The sequence below is a fragment of the Falsirhodobacter xinxiangensis genome (genome assembly GCF_004959935.1).
GTDB lineage: Bacteria > Pseudomonadota > Alphaproteobacteria > Rhodobacterales > Rhodobacteraceae > Falsirhodobacter > Falsirhodobacter xinxiangensis.
Genome location: NZ_SMYN01000008.1, coordinates 131,482 through 157,072, shown reverse-complemented (window position 1 = coordinate 157,072; position 25,591 = coordinate 131,482). Strand labels below are relative to the sequence as shown.

21 protein-coding genes are annotated in these 25,591 nt (G+C 65.8%); 13 read left to right on the top strand and 8 right to left on the bottom strand.

Annotation, left to right across the window (positions count from 1 at the left end; translation table 11 throughout):
• Positions 1 to 240: 240 nt before the first annotated feature.
• Positions 241 to 1,032 carry an NAD-dependent epimerase/dehydratase family protein gene (locus E2K76_RS11855; protein ID WP_136684519.1) on the top strand — a complete coding sequence of 264 codons (792 nt, stop codon included), beginning with the start codon at positions 241 to 243 and terminating at the stop codon, positions 1,030 to 1,032.
• 30 nt (positions 1,033 to 1,062) lie between these two features.
• Here the strand turns inward: E2K76_RS11855 and E2K76_RS11850 are convergent, their stop codons facing one another.
• From E2K76_RS11850 to E2K76_RS11840, 3 genes are all read right to left on the bottom strand, one after another.
• Positions 1,063 to 2,667 carry an ABC transporter substrate-binding protein gene (locus E2K76_RS11850; RefSeq protein WP_136684518.1) on the bottom strand — a complete coding sequence of 535 codons (1,605 nt, stop codon included), beginning with the start codon at positions 2,665 to 2,667 and terminating at the stop codon, positions 1,063 to 1,065.
• A gap of 78 nt (positions 2,668 to 2,745) precedes the next feature.
• The gene (locus tag E2K76_RS11845; protein ID WP_136684517.1) at positions 2,746 to 3,366 is read right to left on the bottom strand and encodes an SGNH/GDSL hydrolase family protein; all 621 of its coding nucleotides are present in this window, start codon (positions 3,364 to 3,366) and stop codon (positions 2,746 to 2,748) included.
• The gene (locus E2K76_RS11840) at positions 3,363 to 4,214 is read right to left on the bottom strand and encodes an SMP-30/gluconolactonase/LRE family protein (RefSeq protein WP_136684516.1); all 852 of its coding nucleotides are present in this window, start codon (positions 4,212 to 4,214) and stop codon (positions 3,363 to 3,365) included. The genes E2K76_RS11845 and E2K76_RS11840 overlap by 4 nt, the downstream gene beginning before the upstream one ends.
• Before the next feature lie 108 nt (positions 4,215 to 4,322).
• Here E2K76_RS11840 and aroQ point away from each other — a divergent pair, with 108 nt between their 5' ends.
• Positions 4,323 to 4,760: a type II 3-dehydroquinate dehydratase gene (aroQ, locus tag E2K76_RS11835; RefSeq protein ID WP_136684515.1), complete on the top strand. Its 438-nt coding sequence runs from the start codon at positions 4,323 to 4,325 to the stop codon at positions 4,758 to 4,760.
• A gap of 49 nt (positions 4,761 to 4,809) precedes the next feature.
• Here the strand turns inward: aroQ and E2K76_RS11830 are convergent, their stop codons facing one another.
• A complete protein-coding gene (locus E2K76_RS11830) occupies positions 4,810 to 6,276 on the bottom strand; it encodes an APC family permease (RefSeq protein ID WP_169053291.1) in 1,467 nt (488 codons plus the stop codon).
• A 137-nt stretch (positions 6,277 to 6,413) separates the two neighbouring features.
• Between E2K76_RS11830 and E2K76_RS11825 the strand changes: the two genes are divergently transcribed.
• Positions 6,414 to 7,451 carry an AbrB family transcriptional regulator gene (locus E2K76_RS11825; RefSeq protein WP_136684514.1) on the top strand — a complete coding sequence of 346 codons (1,038 nt, stop codon included), beginning with the start codon at positions 6,414 to 6,416 and terminating at the stop codon, positions 7,449 to 7,451.
• Here E2K76_RS11825 and E2K76_RS11820 read toward each other — a convergent pair.
• Genes E2K76_RS11820 through E2K76_RS11810 form a run of 3 tightly spaced genes read right to left on the bottom strand, consistent with a single transcriptional unit; the run spans position 7,439 to position 11,973 of the window.
• Positions 7,439 to 8,116: an SDR family NAD(P)-dependent oxidoreductase gene (locus E2K76_RS11820; RefSeq protein WP_136684513.1), complete on the bottom strand. Its 678-nt coding sequence runs from the start codon at positions 8,114 to 8,116 to the stop codon at positions 7,439 to 7,441. The two genes, E2K76_RS11825 and E2K76_RS11820, sit on opposite strands and share 13 nt — an antisense overlap.
• Position 8,117: 1 nt before the next feature.
• Positions 8,118 to 8,513 (bottom strand): response regulator, encoded by a 396-nt coding sequence (locus tag E2K76_RS11815; RefSeq protein ID WP_136684512.1) that lies wholly within the window; start codon positions 8,511 to 8,513, stop codon positions 8,118 to 8,120.
• A complete protein-coding gene (locus tag E2K76_RS11810) occupies positions 8,500 to 11,973 on the bottom strand; it encodes a CheR family methyltransferase (RefSeq protein ID WP_136684511.1) in 3,474 nt (1,157 codons plus the stop codon). The genes E2K76_RS11815 and E2K76_RS11810 overlap by 14 nt, the downstream gene beginning before the upstream one ends.
• A 221-nt stretch (positions 11,974 to 12,194) precedes the next feature.
• On the opposite strand from E2K76_RS11810, the gene E2K76_RS11805 reads away from it, so the two are divergent.
• From E2K76_RS11805 to E2K76_RS11790, 4 genes are read left to right on the top strand one after another with little or no spacing between them, the layout of a single operon-like run.
• Positions 12,195 to 13,316 carry an extracellular solute-binding protein gene (locus tag E2K76_RS11805; protein ID WP_136684510.1) on the top strand — a complete coding sequence of 374 codons (1,122 nt, stop codon included), beginning with the start codon at positions 12,195 to 12,197 and terminating at the stop codon, positions 13,314 to 13,316.
• A gap of 46 nt (positions 13,317 to 13,362) precedes the next feature.
• Positions 13,363 to 14,415, top strand: a complete 1,053-nt coding sequence (locus E2K76_RS11800; protein WP_136684509.1) for an ABC transporter ATP-binding protein — start codon at positions 13,363 to 13,365, stop codon at positions 14,413 to 14,415.
• On the top strand, positions 14,408 to 15,289 hold the full coding sequence (locus E2K76_RS11795; protein WP_136684508.1) for an ABC transporter permease: 882 nt from the start codon (positions 14,408 to 14,410) through the stop codon (positions 15,287 to 15,289). Before E2K76_RS11800 ends, E2K76_RS11795 begins: the two co-directional genes overlap by 8 nt.
• Positions 15,286 to 16,056: an ABC transporter permease gene (locus tag E2K76_RS11790; protein ID WP_136684507.1), complete on the top strand. Its 771-nt coding sequence runs from the start codon at positions 15,286 to 15,288 to the stop codon at positions 16,054 to 16,056. The genes E2K76_RS11795 and E2K76_RS11790 overlap by 4 nt, the downstream gene beginning before the upstream one ends.
• Here the strand turns inward: E2K76_RS11790 and E2K76_RS11785 are convergent.
• Entirely contained in the window at positions 16,053 to 17,240 is a 1,188-nt protein-coding gene (locus tag E2K76_RS11785; RefSeq protein WP_136684506.1) for a pyridoxal-phosphate-dependent aminotransferase family protein, read from the bottom strand. The two genes, E2K76_RS11790 and E2K76_RS11785, sit on opposite strands and share 4 nt — an antisense overlap.
• A gap of 171 nt (positions 17,241 to 17,411) precedes the next feature.
• On the opposite strand from E2K76_RS11785, the gene E2K76_RS11780 reads away from it, so the two are divergent.
• The 6 genes from E2K76_RS11780 to E2K76_RS11755 all read left to right on the top strand — a co-directional run bounded on the left by E2K76_RS11780 (position 17,412) and on the right by E2K76_RS11755 (position 25,591).
• Positions 17,412 to 18,104, top strand: a complete 693-nt coding sequence (locus tag E2K76_RS11780) for a GntR family transcriptional regulator (protein WP_220432227.1) — start codon at positions 17,412 to 17,414, stop codon at positions 18,102 to 18,104.
• 97 nt (positions 18,105 to 18,201) lie between these two features.
• Complete coding sequence (locus E2K76_RS11775; RefSeq protein WP_136684504.1) at positions 18,202 to 19,182, top strand: Bug family tripartite tricarboxylate transporter substrate binding protein; 981 nt, start codon at positions 18,202 to 18,204, stop codon at positions 19,180 to 19,182.
• 57 nt (positions 19,183 to 19,239) lie between these two features.
• Positions 19,240 to 19,794 carry a tripartite tricarboxylate transporter TctB family protein gene (locus tag E2K76_RS11770; protein WP_220432226.1) on the top strand — a complete coding sequence of 185 codons (555 nt, stop codon included), beginning with the start codon at positions 19,240 to 19,242 and terminating at the stop codon, positions 19,792 to 19,794.
• A gap of 9 nt (positions 19,795 to 19,803) precedes the next feature.
• Positions 19,804 to 21,309, top strand: a complete 1,506-nt coding sequence (locus tag E2K76_RS11765; RefSeq protein ID WP_136684503.1) for a tripartite tricarboxylate transporter permease — start codon at positions 19,804 to 19,806, stop codon at positions 21,307 to 21,309.
• 11 nt (positions 21,310 to 21,320) lie between these two features.
• Positions 21,321 to 24,197 carry an FAD-binding and (Fe-S)-binding domain-containing protein gene (locus E2K76_RS11760; RefSeq protein ID WP_136684502.1) on the top strand — a complete coding sequence of 959 codons (2,877 nt, stop codon included), beginning with the start codon at positions 21,321 to 21,323 and terminating at the stop codon, positions 24,195 to 24,197.
• Positions 24,198 to 24,262: 65 nt separating this feature from the next.
• Positions 24,263 to 25,591 (top strand): YncE family protein, encoded by a 1,329-nt coding sequence (locus tag E2K76_RS11755; RefSeq protein WP_136684501.1) that lies wholly within the window; start codon positions 24,263 to 24,265, stop codon positions 25,589 to 25,591.

Below are 25,591 nucleotides of genomic sequence, written 5' to 3'. Positions count from 1 at the left end.
GAGCCTCTGCTTGATGTCCTGAGGTTGCATGTTGTGACCCTTGTCCTGCGGTTCCTGTGATGTGGATACCCTACTTCCCTGACGGCCGTCAACAACTTGTATTATGTGTTTGATGCAATCTGGGTGTCGTGCACAACAAACACTGTATCGCCGAGGCAGATTTTTCCGTTGCGGCGCTTGGTTGACCCTGTATTGGCGGCCTGTATGATAGGTTCAATCACGGAACCGAGGAGATATCCAGTGAAGCGACTTCTGATCACCGGCGCGGCGGGCGGGCTTGGCAGCGTGATGCGCCAGCGCCTTGCCTCGCGTGCCGAGATCCTGCGCCTGTCCGACATCGGCGACATGGGCGAAGCCGCCCCGAACGAGGAGATCGTGACCTGCGATCTGGGCGATGCGGCCGCGGTGGACCGGCTGGTCGAAGGCTGCGACGCCATCATCCACCTTGGCGGCGTGTCGGTCGAACGGCCGTTCGACCAGATCCTGAACGGCAACATCGTCGGGATGTATAACCTTTACGAGGCGGCGCGGGCGCATGGCCATCCGCGCATCCTGTTCGCCAGTTCCAACCACACGGTCGGATTCTATCGTCAGGACGAACAGATCGACGTGACTGCCCCGATGCGCCCGGACGGTCTTTACGGTGTGTCCAAATGCTTCGGCGAGGCGCTTGCGCGGCTGTATTTCGACAAGTTCGGGCAGGAAACGGCCATCCTCCGCATCGGGTCGTGCTTCCCCGAGCCGAAGAACCACCGGATGCTGTCCACCTGGCTGTCCTATGACGATTTCGAATCGCTGGTGGACCGGGTGCTGGAAACGCCGATGCTGGGCTGCCCGATCATCTGGGGCATGTCGGACAATGATTCGTCGTGGTGGGACAACAGCCACGCGAAATATCTTGGCTGGAAGCCGAAGGACAACGCAGAAGGTTTCCGCGCCGCACTGGAACAATCGGTCGAACGCCCCGCGCCGGACCATCCGAACGCCATCTTCATGGGTGGGCCCTTCACGCAGGACCCGATCTTCAAATGAAAAAAGGGGCCCCGCGGGGCCCCTTGTCGTTCAGCGGTTCTTCGTGACCGTCTCGAACCGCGTGATCCACGGGTTCACGACCAGCCCTTCGACATCGTCGCGATAGGCGGCGGTATCGACCACTTCGGAGAACGGCAGGATCGAGGGGACCACGTCTTCGATATAGACCTGAATTTCCTCGTAATCCTTGGTCTGCTGCGCGTCGTCCTGCTCCAGCAGCGCATCCACGATCATCGTGTTCAGCTTCTCGTCATAGAAGCTGGTGCGCCATGCCTGATAGTTGGTCAGCCCAGCCTCGTCCGAGTTGTCGGGGTTGTAGGCCATCGACCGCAGGTTCGAATCCGGGTGCGGCTGCTGGCCGCCGCCGCCGCGACCGACGATCAGCTCGAAGTTCCGCTCGCGCATCGCGCCATAGATCTGGTCGCCCGAACCGGTGATGATCTCGGCCTGAATGCCCGCTTGGGCCAGCGTCGCCTGAATCGCGGTGGCGATGTTCAGGAAGGGCGGTTCGGACAGGGCGCGCAGGGTGACGCGCATCCCCGATTCGAACCCGGCTTCGGCCAGCAGCGCCTTGGCCTTTTCCACGTCCAGCTTGTAGCCCGGATCGGGCAGCAGCCCCATCACGCCAGACGACAGCGGGCGCTGGTGCGGCACGCCATAGAAGGGCATGACGGCGGTGTTGATGCCGTCGTAATCGATCAGGTAACGCAGCGCCTCGCGCACCTTGGCATTGGCGAAACGTTCGTCCTTCATCGACACGGCAAGGTAATAGAAGCCCGCGCCGGGGGTGGTTTCGACCTCGATCCCGTCGGTGTTCGACAGCGCCTGAAGATCGGCGGCCAGCAGCGCATAGGCCACGTCGATGTCGCCGCGTTCCAGTTGCAGGCGCTGCGATTGCGATTCCGGCAGGTGGCGGATCAGCACGCGGCGCATCGCCGGTTCCTCGCCCCAGTATTCGTCGTTGCGGTCAAGGATGACATATTCGTTCGACCGCCACTCGCGCAGGTTATAGGCCGACGATCCCGCCGAGTTGGTCTTCAGCCATGCCGCGCCCAGATCGCCGTTCGTTTCGTTCTCCAGCGCCAGCTTGCTGTCGATGATCGAACCGGGGCCGGCTTGCGACAGAACCATCATGATGAAGTTCGGATCGTCCGCCTGCGGCAGGTTGATGCGGAAGGTCTGCGGGTCGATCACCTCGAACGAGGCGTCGGCGTTGTCGGCGTTGAAGCCGCGCGTCTTGAGGAACGATGCCTGCGCAAGGTTGATCGTCATCAGCCGTTTGAACGACCAAGCCACATCCTCGGCGGTGAATTCGTTGCCCGAGGCGAAGGTCACGCCTTCGCGCAGGTGGAACGTGATCGAGGAGCGGTCCTCGGCGATCTCCCAGCTTTCGGCAAGGCGCGGCAGGAATTCCGTGCGCTTTTCCGGGTTGGGGACGATCAGGTTGTCATAGACGCTGGTCAGAACCTGCACCGCGTCGCGCCCGGTGATCCCGGCAGGGTCGAGCGTCAGGATGTTGGTCATCGACAGGGCGATGACCAACTGGTTATCCGGCGTTTCCGCCAGTGCGGGACGGCCTGTCGTCAGGCAAAGGCCCAGCGCGACGGCAGCGACCGTGGAAAGAAGATGTTTCATAGTGCCTCCCGAAACCGCGGCCCGAGCGGGGGCCGCGTTGGCGTTCAGAAAGCCAGATATGATAGCATCTGTCAATTATCATATAAGTTGGGACACGACCGGGGCAAGCGCGCGGCCCAAGGCTGCCGTGGCCGGCGCATCCAGATGCACGCCATCCAGCGGCGATGCCTTGGCCGCGCTGCCGCCGTCGAAGAAGGCGCAGCCGGTTTCCGCGGCCAGCGCCGCATAAAGGGGCGCGATGGCCTCTGCCTCGGCGATGGAGCGGCCTTGGGCGGGGCCGCCGGTCGCGGTGTTCACGCAGGCGGGCGGGGCGACGATCAGGACCTTCGGGCGGCCTTCCTTGAACGGATAGGTCTGCACGATCTGGACAAGACGGCGCATCCCGGCCACCGCGCCCAGCGCCGTGCCGCACAGGAACGGTTTCAGATCGTTCGTCCCCAGCATGATGATGACCAGATCCAGCGGCTGATGCGCGCCAAGCGCCGTCGGCAGATCGCGCGCGCCGCTGCGCAGGGTCGGCCCGGTCGGGTCGTCATAGACGGTGGTGCGCCCGCCAAGACCGTCGGCAGTCACGCGGGCGCGGCCCGCCAGCGCCTCGGCCAGCGTGTTCGGCCAGCGCGCCTCGAACGGATGGCGCGGCCCGCCCGCCGGATCGGCGCCCCAGGTCAGGCTGTCGCCGAATGCGAGGATTTCCTTCATACGATGTCCTTTTCGATCACGATGGGTTCCGGCAGGCCGCGGATGCCGAGGTTCAGTGCGACCGTGCGGCCATCGTCGTTCTGCGGGTTTTCGCCAGCGATGCTGGTGACATAGATGGTTTCCAGATCCGCGCCCCCGAAGGCGATCTTGGTCGGGCGGGTCATCGGCACGGGGACGCGGCGTTCGATGGCGCCGTCCGGGTCCAGCCGCAAAAGCTGCGCCGCACCGATGGCGGCGCACCAGTAGAACCCTTCGGCATCGACGCAGCCGCCATCGGGGCGACCTTCCTCCGGGGTCAGGGTGCGGAAGACGCGGCGATTGGAAATCTCGCCCGTTTCGGGGTCGTGATCAAACCGCCAGATCGTCGCCACCGCCGCCCAGGAATCGGACATATACATCGTGCGGTCGTCGGCGCTGAAGGCCAGCCCGTTGCCGACATGCAGCCCGTCCAGCAGTTGCACCGGGCCGCCGGGGTCCAGCCGGTGCAGCGCGGCCAGCGGCTGGTCCGGCGGGCCCGCGACGCTGGCGGCGAAGAAACGCCCCCCGCGCGACACCGCGCCGTCGTTCAGCCGGTTCGCCGGGCGGTCCGGTTCCGGCGCGGACAGAAAGCGCGTTGATCCGTCTGCCGGATCGAACAGCGCGAAGCCGGTCTTCAGCCCAAGGATCAGCCTGCCGCGATCCGTCAGCGCGATGGGGCCGACCGGCTGGTCCAGCTGCCAGCTGTGCAGCGCCCCGTCGAAGCGGTGCAGGCGCATCCCGGTGATGTCCACCCACCACAGGCTGGATGTCGCGGCGCACCAGAGCGGGCTTTCCCCCGTTCCGGACCGATGCGGATGAATGGCTGTCATGCGTCCCCCAGTGTTTCATCCCATCATATGAGTCGCGACGACGATGCCAAGCCGCTTGATCCCCCGCGCGATCCGGGCGAGGAGTGGGAACCCACCCCGGAGGCGCGCATGAAACCCATCTTTGTCCTGAACGGCCCGAACCTGAACCTTCTGGGCAAGCGCGAGCCGGAGATCTATGGCGCCGAGACGCTGGCCGATGTCGAGCGCGACTGCGTGGCGCTGGCGGCGGAACTGGGCCACAGCCTGCGGTTCCTGCAATCGAACTGGGAAGGGCAGATCGTGGACTGGGTCCACGAGGCACGGGACGAAGGTGCGGCCATCGTCATCAACCCCGCCGCGCTGACCCATACTTCGGTCGCGGTGCTGGATGCGCTGAATGCCTTCGATGGCCCGGTGATCGAGGTCCACATCTCGAATGTGCACAAGCGCGAGGCGTTTCGGCACCATTCCTATGTTTCGCTGCGGGCGGATGGGGTGATCGCGGGGCTTGGAACCGAAGGATACCGTCTGGCACTGCGGCGCGTCGCCACGCTGCTGGCCGGCTGATCGCATCTTGCGCGGCCAGCGTGCCGGCCGCGCCCGAAAGCTTCTGCGGCTAGTTCCGCGTCGAATCCCCGTGGCGTTCGGCCAGCGCCTCGATGTCTTCAAGACTGCCGGGATGCGGCTTGTGCGTGGCACGGTTCCAGATCCACGTCGCGAGCCACAACACCACCCCGATCGCCAGAAGCCATGCGGCGACGCGGTATTGCCCCATCTGCGCCGGGCTTCGCGCCCACGGCCCGACAAGGAAGGCGCAGGTCGCGGCCCCCAGCCAAGGCAGCGCGGCGGGCGTGCGGAAGTGGTCATGCTTCACCGGCACGCGGCGCAGCACCAGAAGCGAGATGTTGACGACCGTGAACACGCCCAGCAGCAGAAGCGAGGTCGTCCCGCCCAGAAGGCTGACGGCCGGCGTGTCGGACCGCGTCACCACGAAATAGATCAGCCCGAAGGCAAGCGCCGTGGTGAACAGGATCGCGACCCAAGGCGTGCGGCGCTGGTGATCGATAAGGCCCAACGCGTGGGGCAGAACCCTTTGGCGGGCAAGGCCATACAGAAGGCGGCTGGCCATCATCATGTTGATCAGCGCCGAATTTGCGACCGCGAACATGCCGATGAACGGGAAGATCGTGTCGAAGGGCAGGTTCGGCGCCCCCGCCCGCACCACCTGCGTCAGCGCCGATCCCTTGGACGGGTCCGACAGATCGCCCACCGGCACAAGCGCCACGGCGGTGATCGACACCAGCACATAGATGACGCCGGTGATCCCCAGACCCGTCAGCATGATCTTGGGGAAGATGCGGACCGGGTCCTTCACCTCCTCGGCCATGTTGACGGAATCCTCGAAGCCGACCATGGCGAAGAAGGCCAGCGCGGTCGCCGCCGACAGCGACATGAAGGCGCTTTTCTCCTCGGACGAGGTGAAGACCATCACTTCGGAGAAATCGGCCCGCCCTTGGCTCATCGCCCAGAAGCCGATGAAGATGATCATCAAAAGGCCCGTCAGCTCCACGCAGGTCAGCACCACGTTGGCCTTGACGCTTTCGCCCACGCCGCGAAAGTTGATCGCCGCCACCAGCGCCATGAACCCAAGCGCGATCAGAAGGATACCGCTGCCGCCATCGGCAAAGCCGAAGCCGAAGCCGTCGTTCATGAACCCCGCGAAGGCGTTCGATGCGGTCGAGGCGGATGTGATCCCCGAGCACATGACGGTGAAGGCCACGAGGAAGGTCAGGAAATGGATGCCGAAGGCCCGGTGGGCATAAAGCGCCGCCCCCGCCGCCTGCGGGTATCGCGTGACCAGTTCCAGATAGGACAGCGCCGTGATGGTCGCGACGATGAACGCCACGAGGAACGGCGCCCAGGCCGCGCCCCCCACCTCGCCCGCCACGGTGCCGGTCAGGGCATAGACGCCGGTGCCAAGGATGTCGCCCACGATAAACAGAAGCAGCAGTTTCGGGCCCATGACCCGTTGCAGTTCAGGCTGGCCGGATGTTCCGGTCTGCGGCTGGTGTGTCCCCGCCATCAGTGCCTCCCTCGGTTGATCCTCTTTCAGGAAGTGGAGCCAGCCCCCGGCTTGGCAAGTGGGGGTTTCCGTTGCTGGGGAAGTCGTTGATAAAAGGCGCATCCCCGATTCCCGCGTGGTGGAGACGAGACGTCTGCATGAAGGCTGCATTCCAACGCCATGCCCTGACCCCCATCGTCGCATTTGCCGGGCTTGGGGCGTTCCTTGGGCTGGGCCTGCCGCTGCCGTTCCTGTTCGGGCCGATGGCGGCCTGCCTGATCGCGGCGCTGGTCGGCCTGCCGCTGCGGGGGCTTGGTCAGATCTCGGTCGCGGCGCGCAGCGTGCTTGGGATCGCCATCGGCACGTCCATCACCTCGGCACTGCTGATGAAGCTGCCGACGATGGCGATGTCGGTGATGCTGGTGCCGGTCTATATTTGCGCCATCGCCCTGATCGGGGTGCCGTTCTTTCGCCGCGTCTGCGGGTTCGATCCGATCACGTCCTTCTATGCCGCGATGCCGGGCGGTGCGGCGGACATGACCATCTTCGGGCAGGAGGCCGGGGCGAACGTGCGCCAGCTTTCCCTGGTCCATGTGACGCGGATGCTGGTGATCATGACGGTCGCGCCCATCGTGCTGTCGCAGCTGTATGGCGTGACGCTGACCAACCCGGTGGGCGCGCCTGCATCCGATCTGCCGTGGCACGAAATGGCGATCATGGCGGTGGTCGCGGTCGTCGGCTGGAAGCTGGCCGAAAAGGTGGGGCTGTTCGGCGCGGCGATCATGGGGCCGCTGTTCCTGTCGATGGCGCTGTCGCTGGGGGGCGTGCTGCACATGCGCCCCCCGCGCGAGGCGCTTCTGGCGGCGCAGTTCCTGATCGGGACCGGCATCGGTGTCAGCTATGTCGGGGTGACGCTGCGCGAATTGCGGCACACGGTCATGTCGGGCGCGGCCTTCGTGCTGATCCTCGCCTGTCTGGCGGCAGCGTTCACCGAGCTTGTGACCCTGACCGGCCTTGCCCCGCCGGTCGAAGGCTTCCTTGCCTTCGCCCCCGGCGGACAGGCCGAGATGACCATGCTGGCCATCATCGCGGGGGCCGATCTGGGCTTTGTGGTGGTGCACCATCTGGTGCGGATCTTCATCGTCATCCTTGGCGCGCCGATCGCCGCGCGCTGGATGACCCGTCAGTCCTCGTAGATCATCCGCCGCGTCATGCCGCCGTCCAGCGTCAGGGTCTGCCCGTTCATGAACCCCGCCCCGGCCAGATAGAGGACGGCATCCGCCACATCCTCGGGGCGGCCGACGCGGCCTGCGGGGTGTTGGGCGTGGTCGATGGGGCGCAGGCCACCCTCGGCCGCAACCCAGCCCGGCGCGATGGCATTCACGCGGATGCGCGGGCCAAGGCTGATGGACAGCGCATGGGTCAGCGCCGCCTGACCACCCTTGGATGCGGCATAGGCCTCGGTCCCCGGTTCGGACATGACGGCGCGGGTAGAGGTCATGTTGACGATGCTGCCCCCCTGCCGGATCAGCGGCACGGCGGCGCGCGTCATCAGGAAGGTGCCGGTCAGATGGCTGTCCACGATCCGTCGCCAACGCTCCAGCGACAGATCGGCGATGGGGCCGGTATCGGGGTTCGCGATCCCGGCATTGTTCACCAGAAGATCCACCCCGCTCCACCCGAGTTCGGCAAAGGCGTCGGCGACCGAAGATTCATCCCCGACATCGCAGCGCACATGCCGCGCCTTGGCCGATGTGGGTTGCAGATCGAAGGATGCGACCTGCCACCCCGCATCTGCAAGCGCCGCGCAGATCGCGGTGCCGATCAGCCCCGCGCCGCCCGTGACGATGGCCTTTTTCATGTCACAATTCCCGTGCGGGGACGGGCTCTATCCCGTTCAGCACGTGGTGAAGCGCCGTCTCGACCGTCTCGGCACTGTAGGGTTTTCGCAGGAAAAGGCTGGTCAGCCCCATGCTCTCCAGCTCCGCCGCCTCGTATCCCGAGGCGATGACCGTGGGGACATTGGCGCAGCGCAGCGCGTCGATCACGGGGCTGGCGGACGATCCGCCCAGATTGGCGTCCACGATCGCGGCATCCGGGGGGGCGGAAAGATCGCCAAGGATCGACAGCGCCTGATCGACCGACGCTGCAGGACCGATCACGCTGTAGCCCATATCCTCGATCATCGCTTCAAGATCCATGGCGATAAGGGCCTCGTCTTCGACGAGCAACAGGCGGAGCGGTTCAGTCTTCAGCAATGGGCGCCGTCCTTTCAAGCGGAAAGGAGATGCGGCAGGTGACGCCTTGCGGCGCAAAATCCAGCTTCATGTCTCCGCCCAACTCGCGGGCGACGCTGGCAAGCATCCTGCCTCCAAACCCCTTTCGGGTCGGCGGAATAACTTCGGGACCGCCACTTTCGTTCCACGCAAGATGCAGGTTGCAGTCGTTCTGCATCCAAGACAGCGTGATCTTGCCCGAGGGCGTTGAAAGCGCGCCGTATTTCGTGGCGTTGGTGGCAAGTTCGTGCAGCGCCATCGCAAGCGAGATGCTGGCATTCGGCGGCACGCGCAGCGCCGGGCCGTCCATCCTGATCCGCCGCGTGCCGTGGGCGAAGCTGTCCAGCACCGACATCGCCAATTCGCGCAGGTCCGACCCGCCCCAGTGATCCTGCGTCAGAAGACCATGCGCGCGGGCAAGCGCGGCAAGGCGCTGGCTGAAGGCTTCGGTGAACGCCTCGGGGTCGGGGGTGGTGCGCAGGGTCTGGCGGCAGATGGACTGCACCACCGCCAGCATGTTCTTCACCCGGTGGTTCAATTCGGCCACCATCAGTTCCCGCTCGTCCGTGTGACGTTTGCGGACGGTCACGTCCTGGAACACGATGGCCAGACGGGTCGTCCCCACGCGCGAGATGCCGACCTCGAACCAGCGGCCAAGGGGCTTGGCCCAAAGCTCGCGCCGTTCGCTCGCGCCGCCTTTCAGCACCCGTTCGGCCAGTTCGAACCACGGATCGTCCAGATGCGGCGCGATTTCCGACAGGCGCCGCCCGACCGGATCGCTGCGCACAAGACGGCGCGCGGCAGGGTTGGCGTCGTGGATCAGGATATCCGCAGGCCCGCTGCCCAGCCCGTGCAGGGGTTCGGCCAGCAGGTATCCTTCGTCCATCGCATCGAACAGCCCGCGATAGCGCGCCTCGCTTTCGCGCAGCCGCTCCTCGATCTCGCGCCGGGCGCTGATATCGACGAAGCTGAGCACGACGCCTTCGATCTTGCCCCCCACGGTCAGATAGGGGCGCAGCCGCATCATCAGCCATCGCCCGTCGCGGGTGGACACCTCGGCCTCGATCGGGGCGTGGTCGCGCAGAACGCGGGCGGCATCGCCTTCGACCCCGTCGAGGTTCAGCTTGTGCGTGAAATCCGAGATCGGGCGTCCGATGTCGCTGTCGGTCACGCTGAACAGACGTTCGACCGCCGGGGTCAGCATCTTGATCCGCAGATCGGTGTCGAGGAACAGCGTGCCGATTTCCGTCGCGTTGATCAGGTTTTGAAGGTCGCTATGCGCTGCCGCGATGGTGTCGAGCTTGCTTTCAAGCTCTCCGTTCACGGTGGAAAGCTCCTCGTTGATCAGCTGGAGTTCCTCCTTGCTGGTTTCCAGCTCCTCGGCGGTCAGGCGGTATTCTTCGTTGATGGACTGGAGTTCTTCGTTCGCGACGCGCAGTTCCTGGATCGCGCCCTCGTGTTCGCGGCGGCTGGCGCCGAGCCGTTCCTGCGTGGTGCGAAGTTCCTCCTCGATGCGCCGCAGACGGTCGTCGCCCTCCGACCCGGTGCCCGGCTCGGCGTCGGTCGTGGAGTGGACGGCGCCCGCATCCATGAACAGGACCAGCGCCTGCGGGGCGATGCGGTCGTCGCCGGTCAGCGGGGCGACATGCATGATGACGCGGCGCGTCGCGCTTTCGAACTGCACGTTGACCGGCAGAGTCAGCGTCGGCTCGCGTGCGGCAAGGGCGCGGTCCAGCGCGCGGCGCAGCTCCGCCCGCAGCTCCGGGCGCACCAATTCGGGCAGAAGGATGCTGATGGGGCCTTCGGGGGGCTGGATGTAACGGCCCGCATTCTTGGACAGGTTCAGGACGCGCTGCTCCTCGTCCACAAGGGCGCTGGGCGGGGCGACTTCCTCCAGCGCGATCTTGTGGGCGACGGGCGGGGGCGATCCGGTGCGGTCGCGCCCTTCGGCGGGCAGGCGGGGGAAGATGGTCGGGCGATGTTCGCGCGGCTGCTGTGTCAGCAATTCGACCCCCCGCACGGCGCGGGGGCGGGCCTTGAACACCCGCGCCTCGCGGTCCTGCGCGTGGAACAATTCGGGCGTGGTGTCGATGCTTTCGGCCGACCCGAGGAACAGGAACCCCCCCGGCCGCAGGGCATAGTGGAACAGCGACAGAAGCTGGCGCTGCATGTCCCGTTCCAGATAGATCAGCAGGTTGCGGCAGGTCACCATGTCCAGATGCATGAAGGGGGGGTCCTTCAGCGCGCTGTGATGGGCGAACAGCACCATGTCGCGCAATTCCTTGCGGATGCGGTAATGGGTGCCGTCATCGACGAAGAAGCGCCGCAGCCGGTGTTCGGTCACGTCGCCGTCGATGGTCTTGGGGTATCGACCCTCGCGCGCGGTGGCCAGCGCCGCTTCGTCCAGATCGGTGGCGAAGATCTGGATCGAGGGCGAGACCTGACGCCGCTCGGCCTCCTCCAGCAACATGATGGCAAGGCTGTAGGCTTCCTCGCCCGTGGCACAGCCGGCGGACCAGATGCGCAAGGTGCCCTCGTCCTCAAGGCTGTCGAACAGGGCGCCGATCGCCTCGCTGCCCAGCGCATCGAACGCGGCGGGGTCGCGGAAGAAGGCGGTGACCGAAATCAGCAGATCCCCGAACAGGTCATGCGCCTCCTCGGGGTTGTCGCGCAGATAGTCGTGATAGGCGGCCAGCGTATCGACGCGCGTGACCTGCATCCGCCGCATCACGCGCCGCATCACAGTCGCGCGTTTATAGGACGAAAAGTCGTGCCCGGTGCGCGAACGCAGGAAGCTGACGATCCGGCGCAGGTCTTCCTCGGCCTCCTCCTCCTCGATCTGCTGGATGGCCTTCTTGCTGCGCGCGACCTCGGCCACGCGTTCGACGATGCGCGGGATCGGTTCGATGAAGTCGGCCACGCCCGTCGCGATGGCGCTGCGGGGCATCATGCCGTATTCGGCCTCTTGCGGGTCTTGGACAAGGATGACGCCGCCCGCCTCCTTGACCTTGCGCACGCCAAGCGCGCCGTCGGAATTGGCCCCGCTCAGCACCACGGCCATTCCGTCGCCCCGGCCCGTGGCGGCGGAATGGAAGAAGCCGTCGATGGGCGCGCGTTTGCCGCGCGGTTCGGTGAATGGCAGTGCCCTGATCGCGTTGCCATCGATGATCAGCTCGCGGTCGGGCGGGATGACATAGACGTGGTTCGCCTCCAGCACCATGTCGTCATCGACCTGAAACACCGGCATCCGGGTGCGGCGGGCGATGATCTCGCCAAGCTGGCTGTCATGTTCGGGCGACAGGTGGACGATGACGACATAGGCCAGCCCAAGCTGGTCATCGATACGGCCGAAGAAATCCTGAAGCGCATGAATGCCGCCCGCAGACGCCCCGATCGAGCAGAGCGGGACAATGGGGAGCGGCCGCACTTTCGCCTTGGTCATCGCAATTCGCCTTCCTCGCCGCTTGTTGACCAATCGGTAACAGTCTTTTGCACTCGTGCGGAAGGGTCATTCGGTCTTTTCGGCCCGCGACCGCCGACGCGATCGGGCTTGATCGGGCGTTGATTTTGCCCAAGGCTGGCCTATGGATCGGGTGTCACATCATTGTCTTGTTCATCGCGCATGCGGATCGGCAAGGCTTGTTCCAAGAAGGGAGATTCGGGATGACTGGCTTCAACAGGCGTGGAGTGCTGAAAGGCGGCGCGGCGGCGGCAGGGCTTTCGCTGGCGGCCCCGTTCATCGCCCGCCGCGCGATGGCGCAGGGCGGCACGGTGAACATCTTCGCATGGGCGGGGTATCTGAACGACGAGATTCTGGGCGCGTTCCAGAAGGCGACCGGGATCACCCCGAACTTCACGCCCTATGGCACCAATGACGAATTGCTGAACCAGCTTCGTGCCAACAATGGCGGCGGGTTCGACCTGATCTGGCCGACGGTGGACCGGGTTCCGAACTATGTCGAATACGGGCTGATCCAGCCGCTGGACGAAGGCAAGATCGAGGTTGCCAAGGTTCTGCCCAGCGCGTGGGAAAACTCGGTCAACCTTGGCGCGGTCGTGGATGGCAAGCGTTACCAGGTGCCGACCGATTGGGGCACCGAGGCCGTGGCCTTCGACCGGGACCAGATGCCGCTGGAATATGGCACCGCCTCCTATGGCGACATCTGGGGCGAGCAGTCTGCGGGCCTTGCCACCGTCCGCGCCCATTCCAGCCTTGTTGGCCTTGGCTTGTGGCTGGAGGCCGAGGGCAAGCTGCCGCGCCCGCTTCTGGACGCGTTCAAGACGCCGGAAGCGCAGATCGAGATCTTCGACGTGATCGTGGCCGAGGCCATCGCGCGCAAGGGCAACATCATCCAGTTCTGGAACAACGAGAACGAGGCGCAGGGCGCGTTCCGCGTGAACGGCGCGGCTGTCGGCCAGACGTGGGATTCCACCGCCGCCGCGCTGGCCCGCGAAGGGCTGCCGGTCGGGTTCATCGCGCCGAAGGAAGGCGCGCTGGCTTGGATGGAGGGTCTGTCGATCCCGGCCGGGGCTGCGAACCTCGACGCGGCCTATGCCTTCATCAACTGGTTCCTGACGCCCGAAGCGGGGGCGATGTATACCAACGCCACCTCGATCAACTCCACCGCCGTGGGGTCGGCGGAGCTGACCTCGGACGAGGCGAAGGCCTTCTTTGCCGCCGCCTATCCCGATGATGCGCTTCAGAAACTTTGGTGGTGGCCGATCCAGGAAAGCTGGTATGTCACCAAGCGCAACGAGTATCAGGACCGTTTTCTTTCGGCCTGACCTGACAGGGGCGGGGATGACCCGCCCCCAACCATACGGGGGATGAATGTCGCATTCGGTGGAACTGTCCGGCATCGGCATGACGTTCGGCACGACCCGCGCGGTCGCGGACGTGAATTTCAAGGTCGAGCCGGGGGAGTTCTTTTCGATCCTCGGGCCATCGGGCTGCGGCAAGACGACGATCCTGCGGATGATCGCGGGGTTCATCCACCCGACCGAGGGAACCGTGCGGATCGGCGGCGAGGATATGGCGGGGCGCGGGCCGAACCAGCGCCCGACCGCGATGATCTTCCAGTCGCTGGCGCTGTTCCCGCTGATGCCGGTCTGGGAAAACATCGCCTTCGGGCTGGAGGCGCGGGGCGTCGGCAAGGCAGAGCGCCGCAAGAAGGCGGACGATCTGCTGCGCCTGATCGCGCTGGAAGGTTACGGCGACCGGATGCCGGGCGAGTTGTCGGGCGGACAGCGGCAGCGCGTGGCCATCGCGCGGGCGCTGGCGGTGGAACCGGGCGTTCTGCTGCTGGACGAACCGCTGTCGGCGCTGGATCTGAAACTGCGCCAGCACATGCGGGCGGAACTGCGCGCCTTGCAGAAACGCACGGGCGTCACCTTCATCTATATCACGCATGACCAGTCCGAGGCGCTTGCCATGTCGGACCGCGTCGCGGTGATGAGCGCGGGCGTCTTGCAGCAAGTGGCGACCCCGCGCGAATTGTATGAGAACCCCGCCACCCCCTTCGTCGCCCGTTTCGTGGGCGAGACGAATGCGATCAAGGGTCGCGTCACGGCCTCCGAAGGCGGGATCGTCACGCTGGACACGCCGATGGGTGCGCTGCGCGGGCGGGGGACGGCACAGGCCGGGCAGGGGGCGACGCTGTTCGTCCGTCCCGAGGCGCTGATCCCCGGCGGCGGCACGCTGGCCGCGCAGATCGACCGCGTGGATTTCGAGGGCGCCTTCGCGCTGGTCCATGGCCGCCTGCCGGATGGCAGCGCGCTGACCGCTTCGGTCGGCAGCACCGATCTGGCCCGCGCCCCCGCGCCGGGGGCCGAGGCCAGCTTCGGCTTCGCCCCCGAACATGCCGTGGTGCTGGCCGATGCGTGAGCTTTACACCCGGTTCGGCGGCGGGCTGGCGACGGTGTTCCTGACGCTGGTGCTGCTGTGGGTCGCGGCGATGATCGTCGCGCCGAACATCATGATGCTGGATTACGCGCTGCGGCCCAACCTGCCGCCCGCCGAACTGGGCGGGCCTCGGGACGTCCGGTCGCTGGACAACATCATGTATCTGGCGAACGAGGCGACGCACCGCGCGATCTTCTTCAAGACCGTCTGGGCAAGCGCGCTGGTGGCGGCGGTCACGCTGGTTGTCTGCTATCCCATCGCCTATTGGCTGGCGCAGAACGCGACGCCCCGGCAGCTTGGCATCGCGCTTTTGCTGCTGATCATCCCGTTCTTCATCAACGAGGTGCTGCGGACGCTGGCATGGTTCATCCTGCTGGCCTTTCGGGGGCCGCTGAACGCGGTGCTGCAATGGGCGGGGATGATCGACCGGCCGATCCGGTGGCAGGGCGATGGCGGCGTGCTGGCGGGGATGGTCTATGCCTATATCCTGTTCATGCTGCTGCCGATCTACAACGCCATCGAAAGCCTTGAGAAAGCGCAGATCGACGCAGCACGCGATCTGGGCGCGAAGCCGTGGCGCATCCACTGGCGGGTGGTGATCCCGCATGCCAAGGCCGGGATCGCGACGGGCTGCGTCTTCACCTTCATGCTGGCGGCGGGGTCCTATGTCGCGCCCGCGCTGCTGGGATCGCCCGGAAGCCGATGGTTCACCGAGGTGATCTATAACTGGTTCTTCGAAGGCGGGGACTGGAACCGGGGCGCGGCCTATGCGCTGGTGCTGCTGGTGCTGTGTCTGGCGGTGGTGCTGATCACCTTGCGGCTGTTCCGCGTCAATCTGGCGGATGTGGCGAAATGATCCAGCGCGCGTTTTTCATCTTCTACCTCGCCTGTTTCGCGGTGTTCATGTTCGCGCCCTTGCTGGTGATGGGGGCGGCGGCGTTCAACACCAGCCGCTTTCCCACCGTGATCCCGTGGCAGGGCACGACGCTGGATTGGTTCCGCGCGATGTGGGCCGATGCCGCGATGTGGCACGCGCTGTGGACCTCGGCGATCATTGCGGTGGCGGTGGTCGTGGTGGCGCTGCCCATCGGCACGGCGGCGGCGCTGGTGCTGACCTCGCTTCATGCGCGGGCACGCAGTTTCGCCTATGCGGTCATGGTCTCGCCCTTGCTGACGCCGGGGGTGGTGATCGGGATCGCGACGCTGATCCTGTGGCGGCAGGTGGGGGTCGGGGGCGGCCTTGCGCTGATCGTCGTGGCGCAGGTCAGCTTCATCAGCTGCTATGTCATGCTGATGGTGATCGCGCGGCTGCAACGGTTCGACCGCACGCAAGAGGAGGCGGCGCTGGGCCTTGGCGCCTCGCGCGGGATGGTGTTCCGCCGGGTGCTGCTGCCCTTCCTGCGGCCCGCGCTGGTCGCGGCAGGGGGGCTGGCCGTGCTGCAGAGCATCGAGAACTACAACACGACCCTGTTCGTGCGCGGGTTCGAAACGCCCCTGACCGTGTTCATCGCGACCAAGGTGCGGACGGGTCTGACCCCGGCGGTGAACGCGCTGGCACTGGTGATGATCGCGGCGGCGGTGATCGGCGCGATCATCTGGGAAATCCGGCGGCGCGCGCGTTAGGCGGCGCGGGCCTTCGTTTCCTCCTTGGCGTCGGCCAGCACGCGCATGGCCGCGGCCGCACCGCCCGACTGGTGCGGCACGCCCGCAAGGGCCAGCCCCATCTCCACCCCCGACAGCGCGCCCATCAGGGTCAACTCGTTCGTTTCGCCCAAGTGGCCGATGCGGAACACCTTGCCCGCCAGTTTCGACAGACCCGCGCCCAGCGACATGTTGAAGTTTTCCAGCACCATCTTGCGGAAGGCGTCGGCGTCATGGCCGTCGGGCATCAGCACCGTGGTCAGGATGGGGGAATATTCCTTCGGCTCCTGACACAGAATCTCCAGCCCCCAGCCCTGAACGGCGGCGCGGGTGGCGAGGGCAAGGCGCTGGTGGCGGGCGAAGACCTGCGGCAGACCTTCCTCCAGCAGCATGGCGATGGCCTCGCGCAGACCGTAAAGCAGCGTCGTCGCGGGGGTATAGGGGAAGAAGCCGGTGGCGTTGGGCTTCAGCATCTCCTCCCAATCCCAATAGGAGCGGGGCATCCCGCCCGCCTTGGACGCCGCCAGCGCCTTGTCGGAAATGGCGGTGAAGCCAAGGCCGGGCGGCAGCATAAGCCCCTTCTGCGAACAGCTTACCGTGACGTCCACGCCCCATTCCTCGTGCCGGTAATCGGCGGACCCCAGCGACGAGATCGTATCCACCAGCAGAAGCGCCGGGTGGCCGGCGGCGTCGATGGCGCGGCGAATCTCGGCGATGCGGCTGGTCACCCCGGTCGAGGTTTCGTTATGCACGACCGCGACGGCCTTGATCTCGTGCGCCTTGTCTTCGCGCAGTCGCGCCTCGATGGTGGCGGGATCGACGCCGCGCCGCCATGTGCCCGGGACGAATTCGACGTTCAGGCCCAGCCTGCGCGCCATGTTGTTCCACAATGTCGCGAAATGCCCGGTTTCGACCATCAGCACCTTGTCGCCTTGCGAGAGGGTGTTGACGATGGCCGCCTCCCACGCGCCGGTGCCGGAGGAAGGGTAGATGACGACGGGGCCGGAGGTCTGGAACACGGCCTTGCAGCCTTCCAGCACCTCTTGCCCCAGTTTCTGGAACTCCGGCCCGCGATGGTCCAGAACCGGCATGTCCATCGCGCGCATGATCCGTTCCGGCACCGGGCTCGGCCCCGGGATTTGCAGGAAATGGCGGCCTGTGGTCATGGTATCCTCCCTCTCAAGGCCGCTCCTCCGGCCGATCAAGGGTCATTTTGCATTCACTTTGCGTTCAATAGCAAGCGATTTGGTTTCGATCATGTATTCAAAGAGGGGATTGTGGCTTCCCCTGCCGGCGCGAAACCGGCTATATTGATGATGAATTCTGGAGGGATAGACATGGATCGCCCGGCGACCCTGCATGGGGAAATCCTGACGCGTCTTCGCGATCATCTGGTCGAAGGGGGCGTGCCGGATGGGGCGCGAATCCCCGAAAAGGACCTGTGCGAGCTGTTCGGCATATCGCGCACCCCGCTGCGCGAGGCGCTGAAGGTGCTGGCTGCCGAGGGGCTGGTGGAGCTTTTGCCGAATCGCGGCGCGCGCATGAAGGCACTGAGCGTGCGCGACATCAGCGAATTGTTCGACCTGATGGGCGGGCTGGAGGCGCTGGCGGGGCGTCTGGCCTGCGAAAACATAACGGATGCCGAGGTTTCTGCCATCGAGGCGCTGCATACCGAGATGTATGGCCATTACCTGCGCGGCAATCGGCATGGCTACTTTGCCTGCAACCAGCAGATCCATGAACACATCCTGATGGCGGCGCAGAATCAGGCGCTGGCCGCGAATGCCCATGCCGTCATGGGCCGCATCCGGCGCGTGCGTTTTGCCGCCAACCTTGATGATCGGGGCGAGCGGTGGAGTGCGGCGGTGAGGGAGCATGAGCTGATCCTCGATGCGCTGCGCCGCCGTGCCGGGGCGGAGCTTGCCACGATATTGTTCAACCACTTGCGCAGCAAGAAGCTGGCTGTCCTGCGCAATATCGAGGCGGGCGAAGCGCCTGAACCCCGGCAGAAGCAGGTAACTGTCACATAAATATTGAATGCAATCCTGAAAGGGTCTACACCTGTCTTTAATGCCGATGGATGAGTGGAGGCAGCCGCCGGCAGCACCTTTGGGAGGAGGGAGCAGCATGTTCAGACCTGCAATCGCGCTGGTTGCCTTGGCGTCGGGTATCGGCCCCGTCATGGCGTGGGAACCGACACGACCGATCGAGATCGTGGTCCCGTTCAGCCCCGGCGGCGCATCGGACCAGATGGCACGGACCATCCAGGGCATCATCCAGAAGAACAGTTTCACCAAGGCGCCCATCGTCGTCGTCAACAAGCCCGCCGCCGCAGGGGCCGAGGCGATGATGGACATCAAAAGCTCGGCCGGCGATCCGCAGAAGCTGCTGACCACCTCGACCGGGGTGTTTCTGACGCCGATGACGACCAAGCTGGATCTGGCATGGACGGATTACACCCCCGTCGCGATGCTGGCCGAGGATGCCTTCGCGCTTTGGGTCAACGCGGGGGCGCCCTATCAATCCGCGCAGGATTTCGTGGAGGCGGCCAAGGCTTCGGGCGCGCCGCTGAAGGTTGGCGGCACCGGGTCCAAACGCGAGGATCAGCTGATCGCGCTGGGCGTGAACAAGGCCGCCGGGATCAACACGATCTATATCCCGCATACCGGGGGCGGGCAGGCGTCGACCCAGCTTGCGGGCCAGCATCTGGACGCCACCACCAACAACCCCGCCGAGGAGGTCGCGAACTGGCGCGGCGGCGCGACCCGTCCGCTTTGCGTCTTTTCCGCCGAAGCCCTGCCTTACACCGAAAAGGTGACCGAGGATGAAAGCTGGCACGACATTCCGACCTGCGCCTCGCAGGGTCTGGACGTTCAATACCAGATGCTGCGCGGCATCTTCCTGCCGGGCGGCGTGACGCCGGAACAGCAGGCCTATTACGTCGATCTGTTCACCAAGGTTTCGGAAACCGACGAATGGAAGGAATACCTCGAACGCAGCGCGCTGCTGCCGGAATTCCGGGCGGGCGAGGATTTCGTGACCTATCTTCAGGGCGAGGAAGAAAAGCACCGCGCCATGCTGAGCGACGCGGGCTTCCTCGTCCAGTAACCGACCTTTCCCCGATGGCCGCAAGAACGACCCGGATCGCCGGGCCGGGAGGATGAGATGACGGCAATGGACAGCAACGAAGACTTCGACGAGGCGGTCGTCCGGCCCGCCGAACTGGACCCCGAAGCGGACGTTCCCGGAATTTCGCGCCGCACGATGGAAATCTGCATCTCGGGGGTTCTGGTCGTTCTGGGCGCGATGGTGCTGGTGGACAGCTATGGCATCGGGGCGGGATGGTCCGAAGGGCTGGGGCCGGAAAGCGGATATTTCCCGTCCCGTGTCGGCTGGATCTTCCTTGCGCTGTCGGTGCTGGTGCTGGTGCAGGCCATCCGCCGCCCCTCGGACGAGGTGTTCGTGACCGTGCCGCAGCTTTTGCAGGTGGTGCGGGTGCTGGTGCCGCTGGCCGTCTATGTCGCGCTGATCGCGCCCTTGGGCATCTATGTCGCCTCGGCGCTGTTCATCGCGGGGTTCATGATGATCGTCGGCGGGTCGCGGTGGGTCACGGTTCTGGCCACCGCGATCCTGCTGCCGCTGCTGGCCTTCTGGGTGTTCGAATTGCAGTTTCAGGTGCCGCTTCCGAAAGGGCCGCTTGAAACCGCCCTCGGGTATTGAGGGGGGATCATGGAAAACTTTCAGGCACTGATGCAGGGGTTCGAACTTGCCCTGTCGATGCACAACATCCTTTACATGATCCTTGGCGTGCTCCTGGGCATCGTCGTGGGGGTGCTGCCGGGCTTGGGCGGTCCGAACGGGGTTGCGATCCTTCTGCCGCTGACCTTCGGGATGGACCCGACATCGGCGATCATCCTTCTCTCCTCGATCTACTGGGGGGCGCTGTTCGGCGGGGCGATCACGTCGATCCTGTTCAACATCCCGGGCGAGGCGTGGTCCGTCGCGACCACCTTCGACGGATACCCCATGGCCCAGCAGGGCCGCGCGGGCGAGGCGCTGACCGCGGCTTTCTCCGCATCCTTCATCGGGGCGATCTGCGGCGTGCTGCTGATCACGCTGGTCGCGCCGCTGGTCGCCAGTTTCGCGCTGCGCTTCGGCCCGGCTGAATTCTTCGCGGTTTACCTTTTGACCTTCTGTTCCTTCATCGGCATGGGGCGGGAAAACCGGGGCAAGATCGGCATCTCGCTTTGCATCGGGTTTCTGCTGGCGGCGGTCGGGATGGACTCCATCTCGGGCGACATGCGGATGACCTGGGGCAGCGGAGAGCTGATGCGCGGCTTCGACTTCCTTGTCGTCGTGATCGGGCTGTTCGGCGTGTCGGAAATCCTGATGACGGTCGAGGAGGGGCTGGAGTTCAAGGGCAAGAACGCCCGCATCCAGATGACCGTGGTGCTGAAGACATGGGCGCAGATGCCGCGCCATTTCGTGACGCTGGTGCGCTCTTGCGCTGTGGGGATGTGGATGGGCGTGACGCCGGGCGGGGCGATCGCCGCGTCCTTCATGGGCTACGGCCTGGCGCGCCGGTTTTCCCGCAACGGCCGCAACTTCGGCAAGGGCGAGATGGAGGGCGTGCTGGCCCCCGAAACGGCGGCCCATGCGGCGGGCACCTCGGCGCTGCTGCCGATGCTGTCCTTGGGCATTCCGGGATCGGCCACGGCCGCGGTGCTGCTGGGCGGGCTGATGATCTGGGGGCTGCAACCGGGGCCGCTTTTGTTCGTCGAACAGAAGGATTTCGTGTGGGGCCTGATCGCGTCGATGTATCTGGGCAACCTTGCGGGGCTGATCATCGTGCTTCTGACGGTGCCGCTGTTCGCCGCGATCATGCGCGTGCCCTTCGGCATGGTCGCGCCGCTGATCCTGATGGTCTGCGCCATCGGGGCCTATACCATCGCCAATTCCATCTTCGACATCTGGCTGATGCTGGGCTTCGGCATCGTGGGATACGTGTTCAAGAAGCTGGACTACCCGCTGGCGCCGATGGTTCTGGCGCTGGTCCTTGGCGACCGGGCCGAGGAGGCGTTCCGCATGGCGATGCTGGGGTCCGGCGGCGATGTCGGGGTGTTTGCCGCCAATGGCCTCGTGTCCACCCTGATCGTGCTTGCGCTGACGCTGCTGCTGTGGGGGCCGATTTCGGACCTGCTGGCAAAGATGCGCGGCAAGATGGCCACCGAGTAAGAAAGGCAGCCATGAACATCTCCGCCCCCCCGCCCGCCGCCCGCGCCATGGCCAAGGGCCGCGCCTTCGGCCAGGCCCTGTCCGCCGCGATGGAGGGAGAGGTCCGCACCGACGCCTTCACCCGCGGGCGCTATGCCACCGACGCCTCGATCTATCAGATCATGCCCAAGGCGGTGGCCTTCCCGAAATCCGAGGACGACATCGCCGCCGCCCTGCGCATCGCCGCCGACCATGACGTGCCGGTGATCGCGCGGGGGGGCGGCACGTCGCAGAACGGCCAGCCCATCGGAAGCGGTCTGGTGCTGGACTTCTCGCGCGCGTTCGGGGGCGTGACGGATTACGACCCGGCGGCGCGGACGGTGCGGGTGCGGCCCGGCACGGTGCTGGACACGCTGAACGGGTTTCTGAAGAAGGACGGGCTGTTCTTTCCGGTGGAGCCGTCCACCGCCACCCGCTGCACCCTTGGCGGGATGGTCGGCAACAATTCGTCCGGTGCGCGATCGCTGCGCTTCGGCAAGACGGTGGACAATATCCTGTCCATCGACGGGCTGCTGCACGACGGCGAACGGTTCCACCTTGGCACCAATGCGCCGCAGGGGCGGATGCGCGCGGCGATGGGCCGCCTGACCGCCCTTGCCCGCAGCCACCGGGCCGAGATCGGGGCGATCTTTCCCAAGGTCCAGCGCCGCGTCGGGGGCTACAACCTTGACGAATTGCTGCCCGATGTGCCGAACCCTTCGCATTTGCTGGTCGGGTCCGAAGGCACGCTGGCGCTGTCCACCGGCATCACGCTGCAACTGTCCACCCTGCCGACGCACCGCGTGATGGGCGTGTGCCATTTCCCCAGCTTCCGCTCGGCGATGGAGACGACGCGCCATCTGGTCGATCTTGGCCCCGTGGCGGTGGAACTGGTGGACAACAACGTGCTGGTGCTGGGCGCCGACATCCCGCTGTTCGTGAAAACGCTGGGCGACATCACGCGGGGGCAGCCGAACTGTCTTTTGCTGGTGGAGTTCGCGGGCGACGATCTGGACGCGCTGCGCCGCGATCTGAAACGGCTGGACGAATGCATGTCCGATCACGGCTTCCCGGATGCGGTGGTCGAGGTGGTCGAACCCGCCCGCCAGAAACCCGTGTGGGAGGTGCGCGAGGCCTGCCTGAACATCATGATGTCGATGAAGGGCGAGGGGAAGCCCGTCTCGTTCATCGAAGACTGTGCCGTCCCGCTGGAGCATCTGGCCGATTACACCGACGCGGTGACGGACCTGTTCGCGCGGCATGACACGGTGGGGACGTGGTATGCCCATGCCTCGGTCGGGTGTCTGCATGTGCGCCCGATCCTGAACATGAAGACCGCAGAGGGCGCGGCGAAGATGCGCGCCATCGCGGACGAGACGGCCGATCTGGTGCGCCGCTTCAAGGGCAGCTTCTCGGGCGAGCATGGCGATGGCATCTCCCGCTCGGAATATATCGAGCCGCTGTTCGGATCGAAGCTGACCCGCGCGTTCGAGACGGTGAAGGACACGTTCGACCCCGAAAACCGCCTGAACCCCGGCAAGATCGTGCGCCCGTTGCGGATGGACGACCGCAGCCTGATGCGGTTCAAACCGGGCTATGCCGTGGATCACAAACCCGCGCTGGACTGGTCGGATTGGGGCGGTTTCGGCGGCGCGGTCGAGATGTGCAACAACAACGGCACCTGCCGCAAGCTGGCGGGCGGCACCATGTGCCCCTCCTATCGCGCGACCAAGGACGAGCAGCATGTGACGCGGGGCCGAGCGAACACGCTGCGGCTGGCGATCTCGGGGCAGCTCGGGCCGGACGCCTTCACCTCGCCCGAGATGAAGCAGACGATGGATCTGTGCGTGTCCTGCAAGGGCTGCAAGCGCGATTGCCCGACGGGGGTGGACATGGCGCGGATGAAGGTGGAATTCCTGCACCACTATCACGCAAAGCACGGGCTGCCCTGGCGCGAGTGGCTGGTCGCCCACCTGCCACGCTATGCCCCTTTCGCCGCGCGGATCGCGCCGATCCTGAACCTGCGCGACCGCATCCCGGCGCTGGCGCGGCTGTCGGAACGGATGCTGGGCTTTTCGGCAGAGCGAACCTTGCCCAAATGGCGCAGGCCGTGGCGCGAAGGCGCGGGCGCGGCGCAGGTGGTGGGCGACGGGCGCGATCTGGTTCTGTTCGGCGACACGTTCAACCGATATTTCGAACGTGAGAACCTTGAGGCCGCCGAGCGGGTGCTGATCGCCGCCGGATACCGGCTGCACCGCGTTCCGGTCTCGCGGCCGCTGTGCTGCGGTCGGACCTATCTTTCGGCGGGGCAGGTGGACGCCGCGCGGGCCGAAGCGAAGCGCAGCCTCGACGCGCTGCGCCCGCTGGTGGAAGCCGGGGCGCGGGTCGTGGGGCTGGAGCCGTCCTGCATCATGACCTTCCGCGACGAGATGACGGCCCTGCTGCCGGACACTGATTTCATCCACGGCAAGGCGTTGCTGTTCGAAGAATTGCTGGCCGCCGACAAGCCCGACCTGCCGCTGGCCGACCAGCAGGGCCGCGTCGCGCATGTCCACGGCCATTGCCACCAGAAGGCCTTCGACGCCATGGGCGCGGTCGAAACCGTGCTGCGATCCGTGCCGGGGCTGGACGTGCGGATGATCGAAAGTTCCTGCTGCGGCATGTCGGGCGCCTTCGGCTATGCCGCCGAGAATATCGAGGTGTCCAAAGCGATGGGAGAGTTGTCGCTGCTGCCCGCCGTGCGCAAGGCGGCGGTGGGCGATCTGGTCGTGGCCGACGGCACAAGCTGCCGCCACCAGATCCATGACGGGGCGGGACGGGATGCGATTCACGTCGCGCGGGTGCTGGAGGGCGCGCTGCGCGGCGGCTGAGGGCGCCGGAACCCCATTCCGGCATCGCTCCTGCGGGGAGGCAGGAGCAGGGAGGGAAGACCGAAATGTCGCGAATGATGATATCCGCGCTGCTTGCGGCGACGGCCCTGGGAACGCCTGCGATGGCGAAAGATTACTTCCTTGCCAGCGGACGCTGGGACAATGTGGTGCTGGTCATCGACCTTGAACGCGCGATGGACCCGGCCAATGACGGAACGCCGAACGCGGTGGTGAACCGTCTGCGCGTGACCCCCGATATCGAGGTGGATGGCGAGACGCAGATCGCATCCGGCCAGCCGATCATCGTGACGATCGCGCCGGATCACAAACGGGCCTATATCTCCAACCATTCCGGCGCGACGCCCGCTTTGCTGGCCGAGGAGTTCCAGCACGGCCATGCCGGATCGGTCACGGTGGTGGACCTGACCCGCGCACTGGACCCCGAGGCCAACGAGACGCTGCACGCGGTGGAAGGCTGGATCGCCAGCGAAGGCTTCGGCGCGACCGGCTTTGCGCTTCTGCCCGATGGCAAGCACGGCGCGCTGGCCCATGCCGAGGCCGAGGGGATCGAGGATGGCGGCCATCACATCAACATCGTCGATCTGGCGGCGGGCCGCGTGATCCACAAGGTCGAACAGGCGGTCGGCACCGATGGCTGCCCCCCGGCCGAGCTGCCGAAATCGGCCCCCGACGAACGCTTCGGCTGCTTTCCCGACAGCAACGGCGTCACGGCCTCGCCCCTTGGCGGGCCGCAGGGGCTGATCTTCACCGCAAATGGCGGCACGAACGACGTGTCGGTGATCGACATCGCCAAGGCCGTCGCGGGCGAGCCGGGGGCCGAGATCGGCCGCGTCCCGGTCGAGGCGGGGGGCTTCGGGATCACCACCTCGCCCGATGGCACCTTGGTCGCACAAGCCTCGCGCGAGAATCCGAAGGATGGCAAAGAGGCGAACACCATTTCCATCATCGACGTGGAAAAAGCGGGGCAGGACCCGGCCACGTCCGAGGTCGCGCGCATCCGCGTCGGCACCGACGATCCGGCGGAACCCTCGCGCCCCTTCGTTGCTGCCTTCACCCCGGACGGCACGCGCATCGTGACCACCAACTTCCGCACCAACAATATCGACATCATCGACGTCGCCAAGGCGCTGGCGGGCGAGGATGCGACCATCGCCCGCATCCCGCTATCGACCGGATCGGACGACCCTTCGCGCCCGCGCGGGGTGGCGATCACGCCCGACAATCGCTTTGCCGCGATCACCGGCGCGCCGCCCAAGAACGGGCATAATTCCAGCATGGTCTGGATCGTGGATCTGGAAACCCACGAGGTGAAGGGCCGCGTGACCGAGATCGGGTCCGAAAGCTATATGATCGGCCATTTCGCGGCGGAATAG

Excerpts from the sequence above, each read along its gene's own strand:
- E2K76_RS11850 (WP_136684518.1), bottom strand. The coding sequence starts at position 2,667 with ATGAAACATCTTCTTTCCACGGTCGCTGCCGTCGCGCTGGGCCTTTGC.
- E2K76_RS11845 (WP_136684517.1), bottom strand. The coding sequence starts at position 3,366 with ATGAAGGAAATCCTCGCATTCGGCGACAGCCTGACCTGGGGCGCCGAT.
- E2K76_RS11840 (WP_136684516.1), bottom strand. The coding sequence starts at position 4,214 with ATGACAGCCATTCATCCGCATCGGTCCGGAACGGGGGAAAGCCCGCTC.
- aroQ (WP_136684515.1), top strand. The coding sequence starts at position 4,323 with ATGAAACCCATCTTTGTCCTGAACGGCCCGAACCTGAACCTTCTGGGC.
- E2K76_RS11830 (WP_169053291.1), bottom strand. The coding sequence starts at position 6,276 with ATGGCGGGGACACACCAGCCGCAGACCGGAACATCCGGCCAGCCTGAA.
- E2K76_RS11825 (WP_136684514.1), top strand. The coding sequence starts at position 6,414 with ATGAAGGCTGCATTCCAACGCCATGCCCTGACCCCCATCGTCGCATTT.
- E2K76_RS11820 (WP_136684513.1), bottom strand. The coding sequence starts at position 8,116 with ATGAAAAAGGCCATCGTCACGGGCGGCGCGGGGCTGATCGGCACCGCG.
- E2K76_RS11810 (WP_136684511.1), bottom strand. The coding sequence starts at position 11,973 with ATGACCAAGGCGAAAGTGCGGCCGCTCCCCATTGTCCCGCTCTGCTCG.
- E2K76_RS11805 (WP_136684510.1), top strand. The coding sequence starts at position 12,195 with ATGACTGGCTTCAACAGGCGTGGAGTGCTGAAAGGCGGCGCGGCGGCG.
- E2K76_RS11800 (WP_136684509.1), top strand. The coding sequence starts at position 13,363 with ATGTCGCATTCGGTGGAACTGTCCGGCATCGGCATGACGTTCGGCACG.
- E2K76_RS11795 (WP_136684508.1), top strand. The coding sequence starts at position 14,408 with ATGCGTGAGCTTTACACCCGGTTCGGCGGCGGGCTGGCGACGGTGTTC.
- E2K76_RS11790 (WP_136684507.1), top strand. The coding sequence starts at position 15,286 with ATGATCCAGCGCGCGTTTTTCATCTTCTACCTCGCCTGTTTCGCGGTG.
- E2K76_RS11785 (WP_136684506.1), bottom strand. The coding sequence starts at position 17,240 with ATGACCACAGGCCGCCATTTCCTGCAAATCCCGGGGCCGAGCCCGGTG.
- E2K76_RS11780 (WP_220432227.1), top strand. The coding sequence starts at position 17,412 with ATGGATCGCCCGGCGACCCTGCATGGGGAAATCCTGACGCGTCTTCGC.
- E2K76_RS11775 (WP_136684504.1), top strand. The coding sequence starts at position 18,202 with ATGTTCAGACCTGCAATCGCGCTGGTTGCCTTGGCGTCGGGTATCGGC.
- E2K76_RS11770 (WP_220432226.1), top strand. The coding sequence starts at position 19,240 with ATGACGGCAATGGACAGCAACGAAGACTTCGACGAGGCGGTCGTCCGG.
- E2K76_RS11765 (WP_136684503.1), top strand. The coding sequence starts at position 19,804 with ATGGAAAACTTTCAGGCACTGATGCAGGGGTTCGAACTTGCCCTGTCG.
- E2K76_RS11760 (WP_136684502.1), top strand. The coding sequence starts at position 21,321 with ATGAACATCTCCGCCCCCCCGCCCGCCGCCCGCGCCATGGCCAAGGGC.
- E2K76_RS11755 (WP_136684501.1), top strand. The coding sequence starts at position 24,263 with ATGTCGCGAATGATGATATCCGCGCTGCTTGCGGCGACGGCCCTGGGA.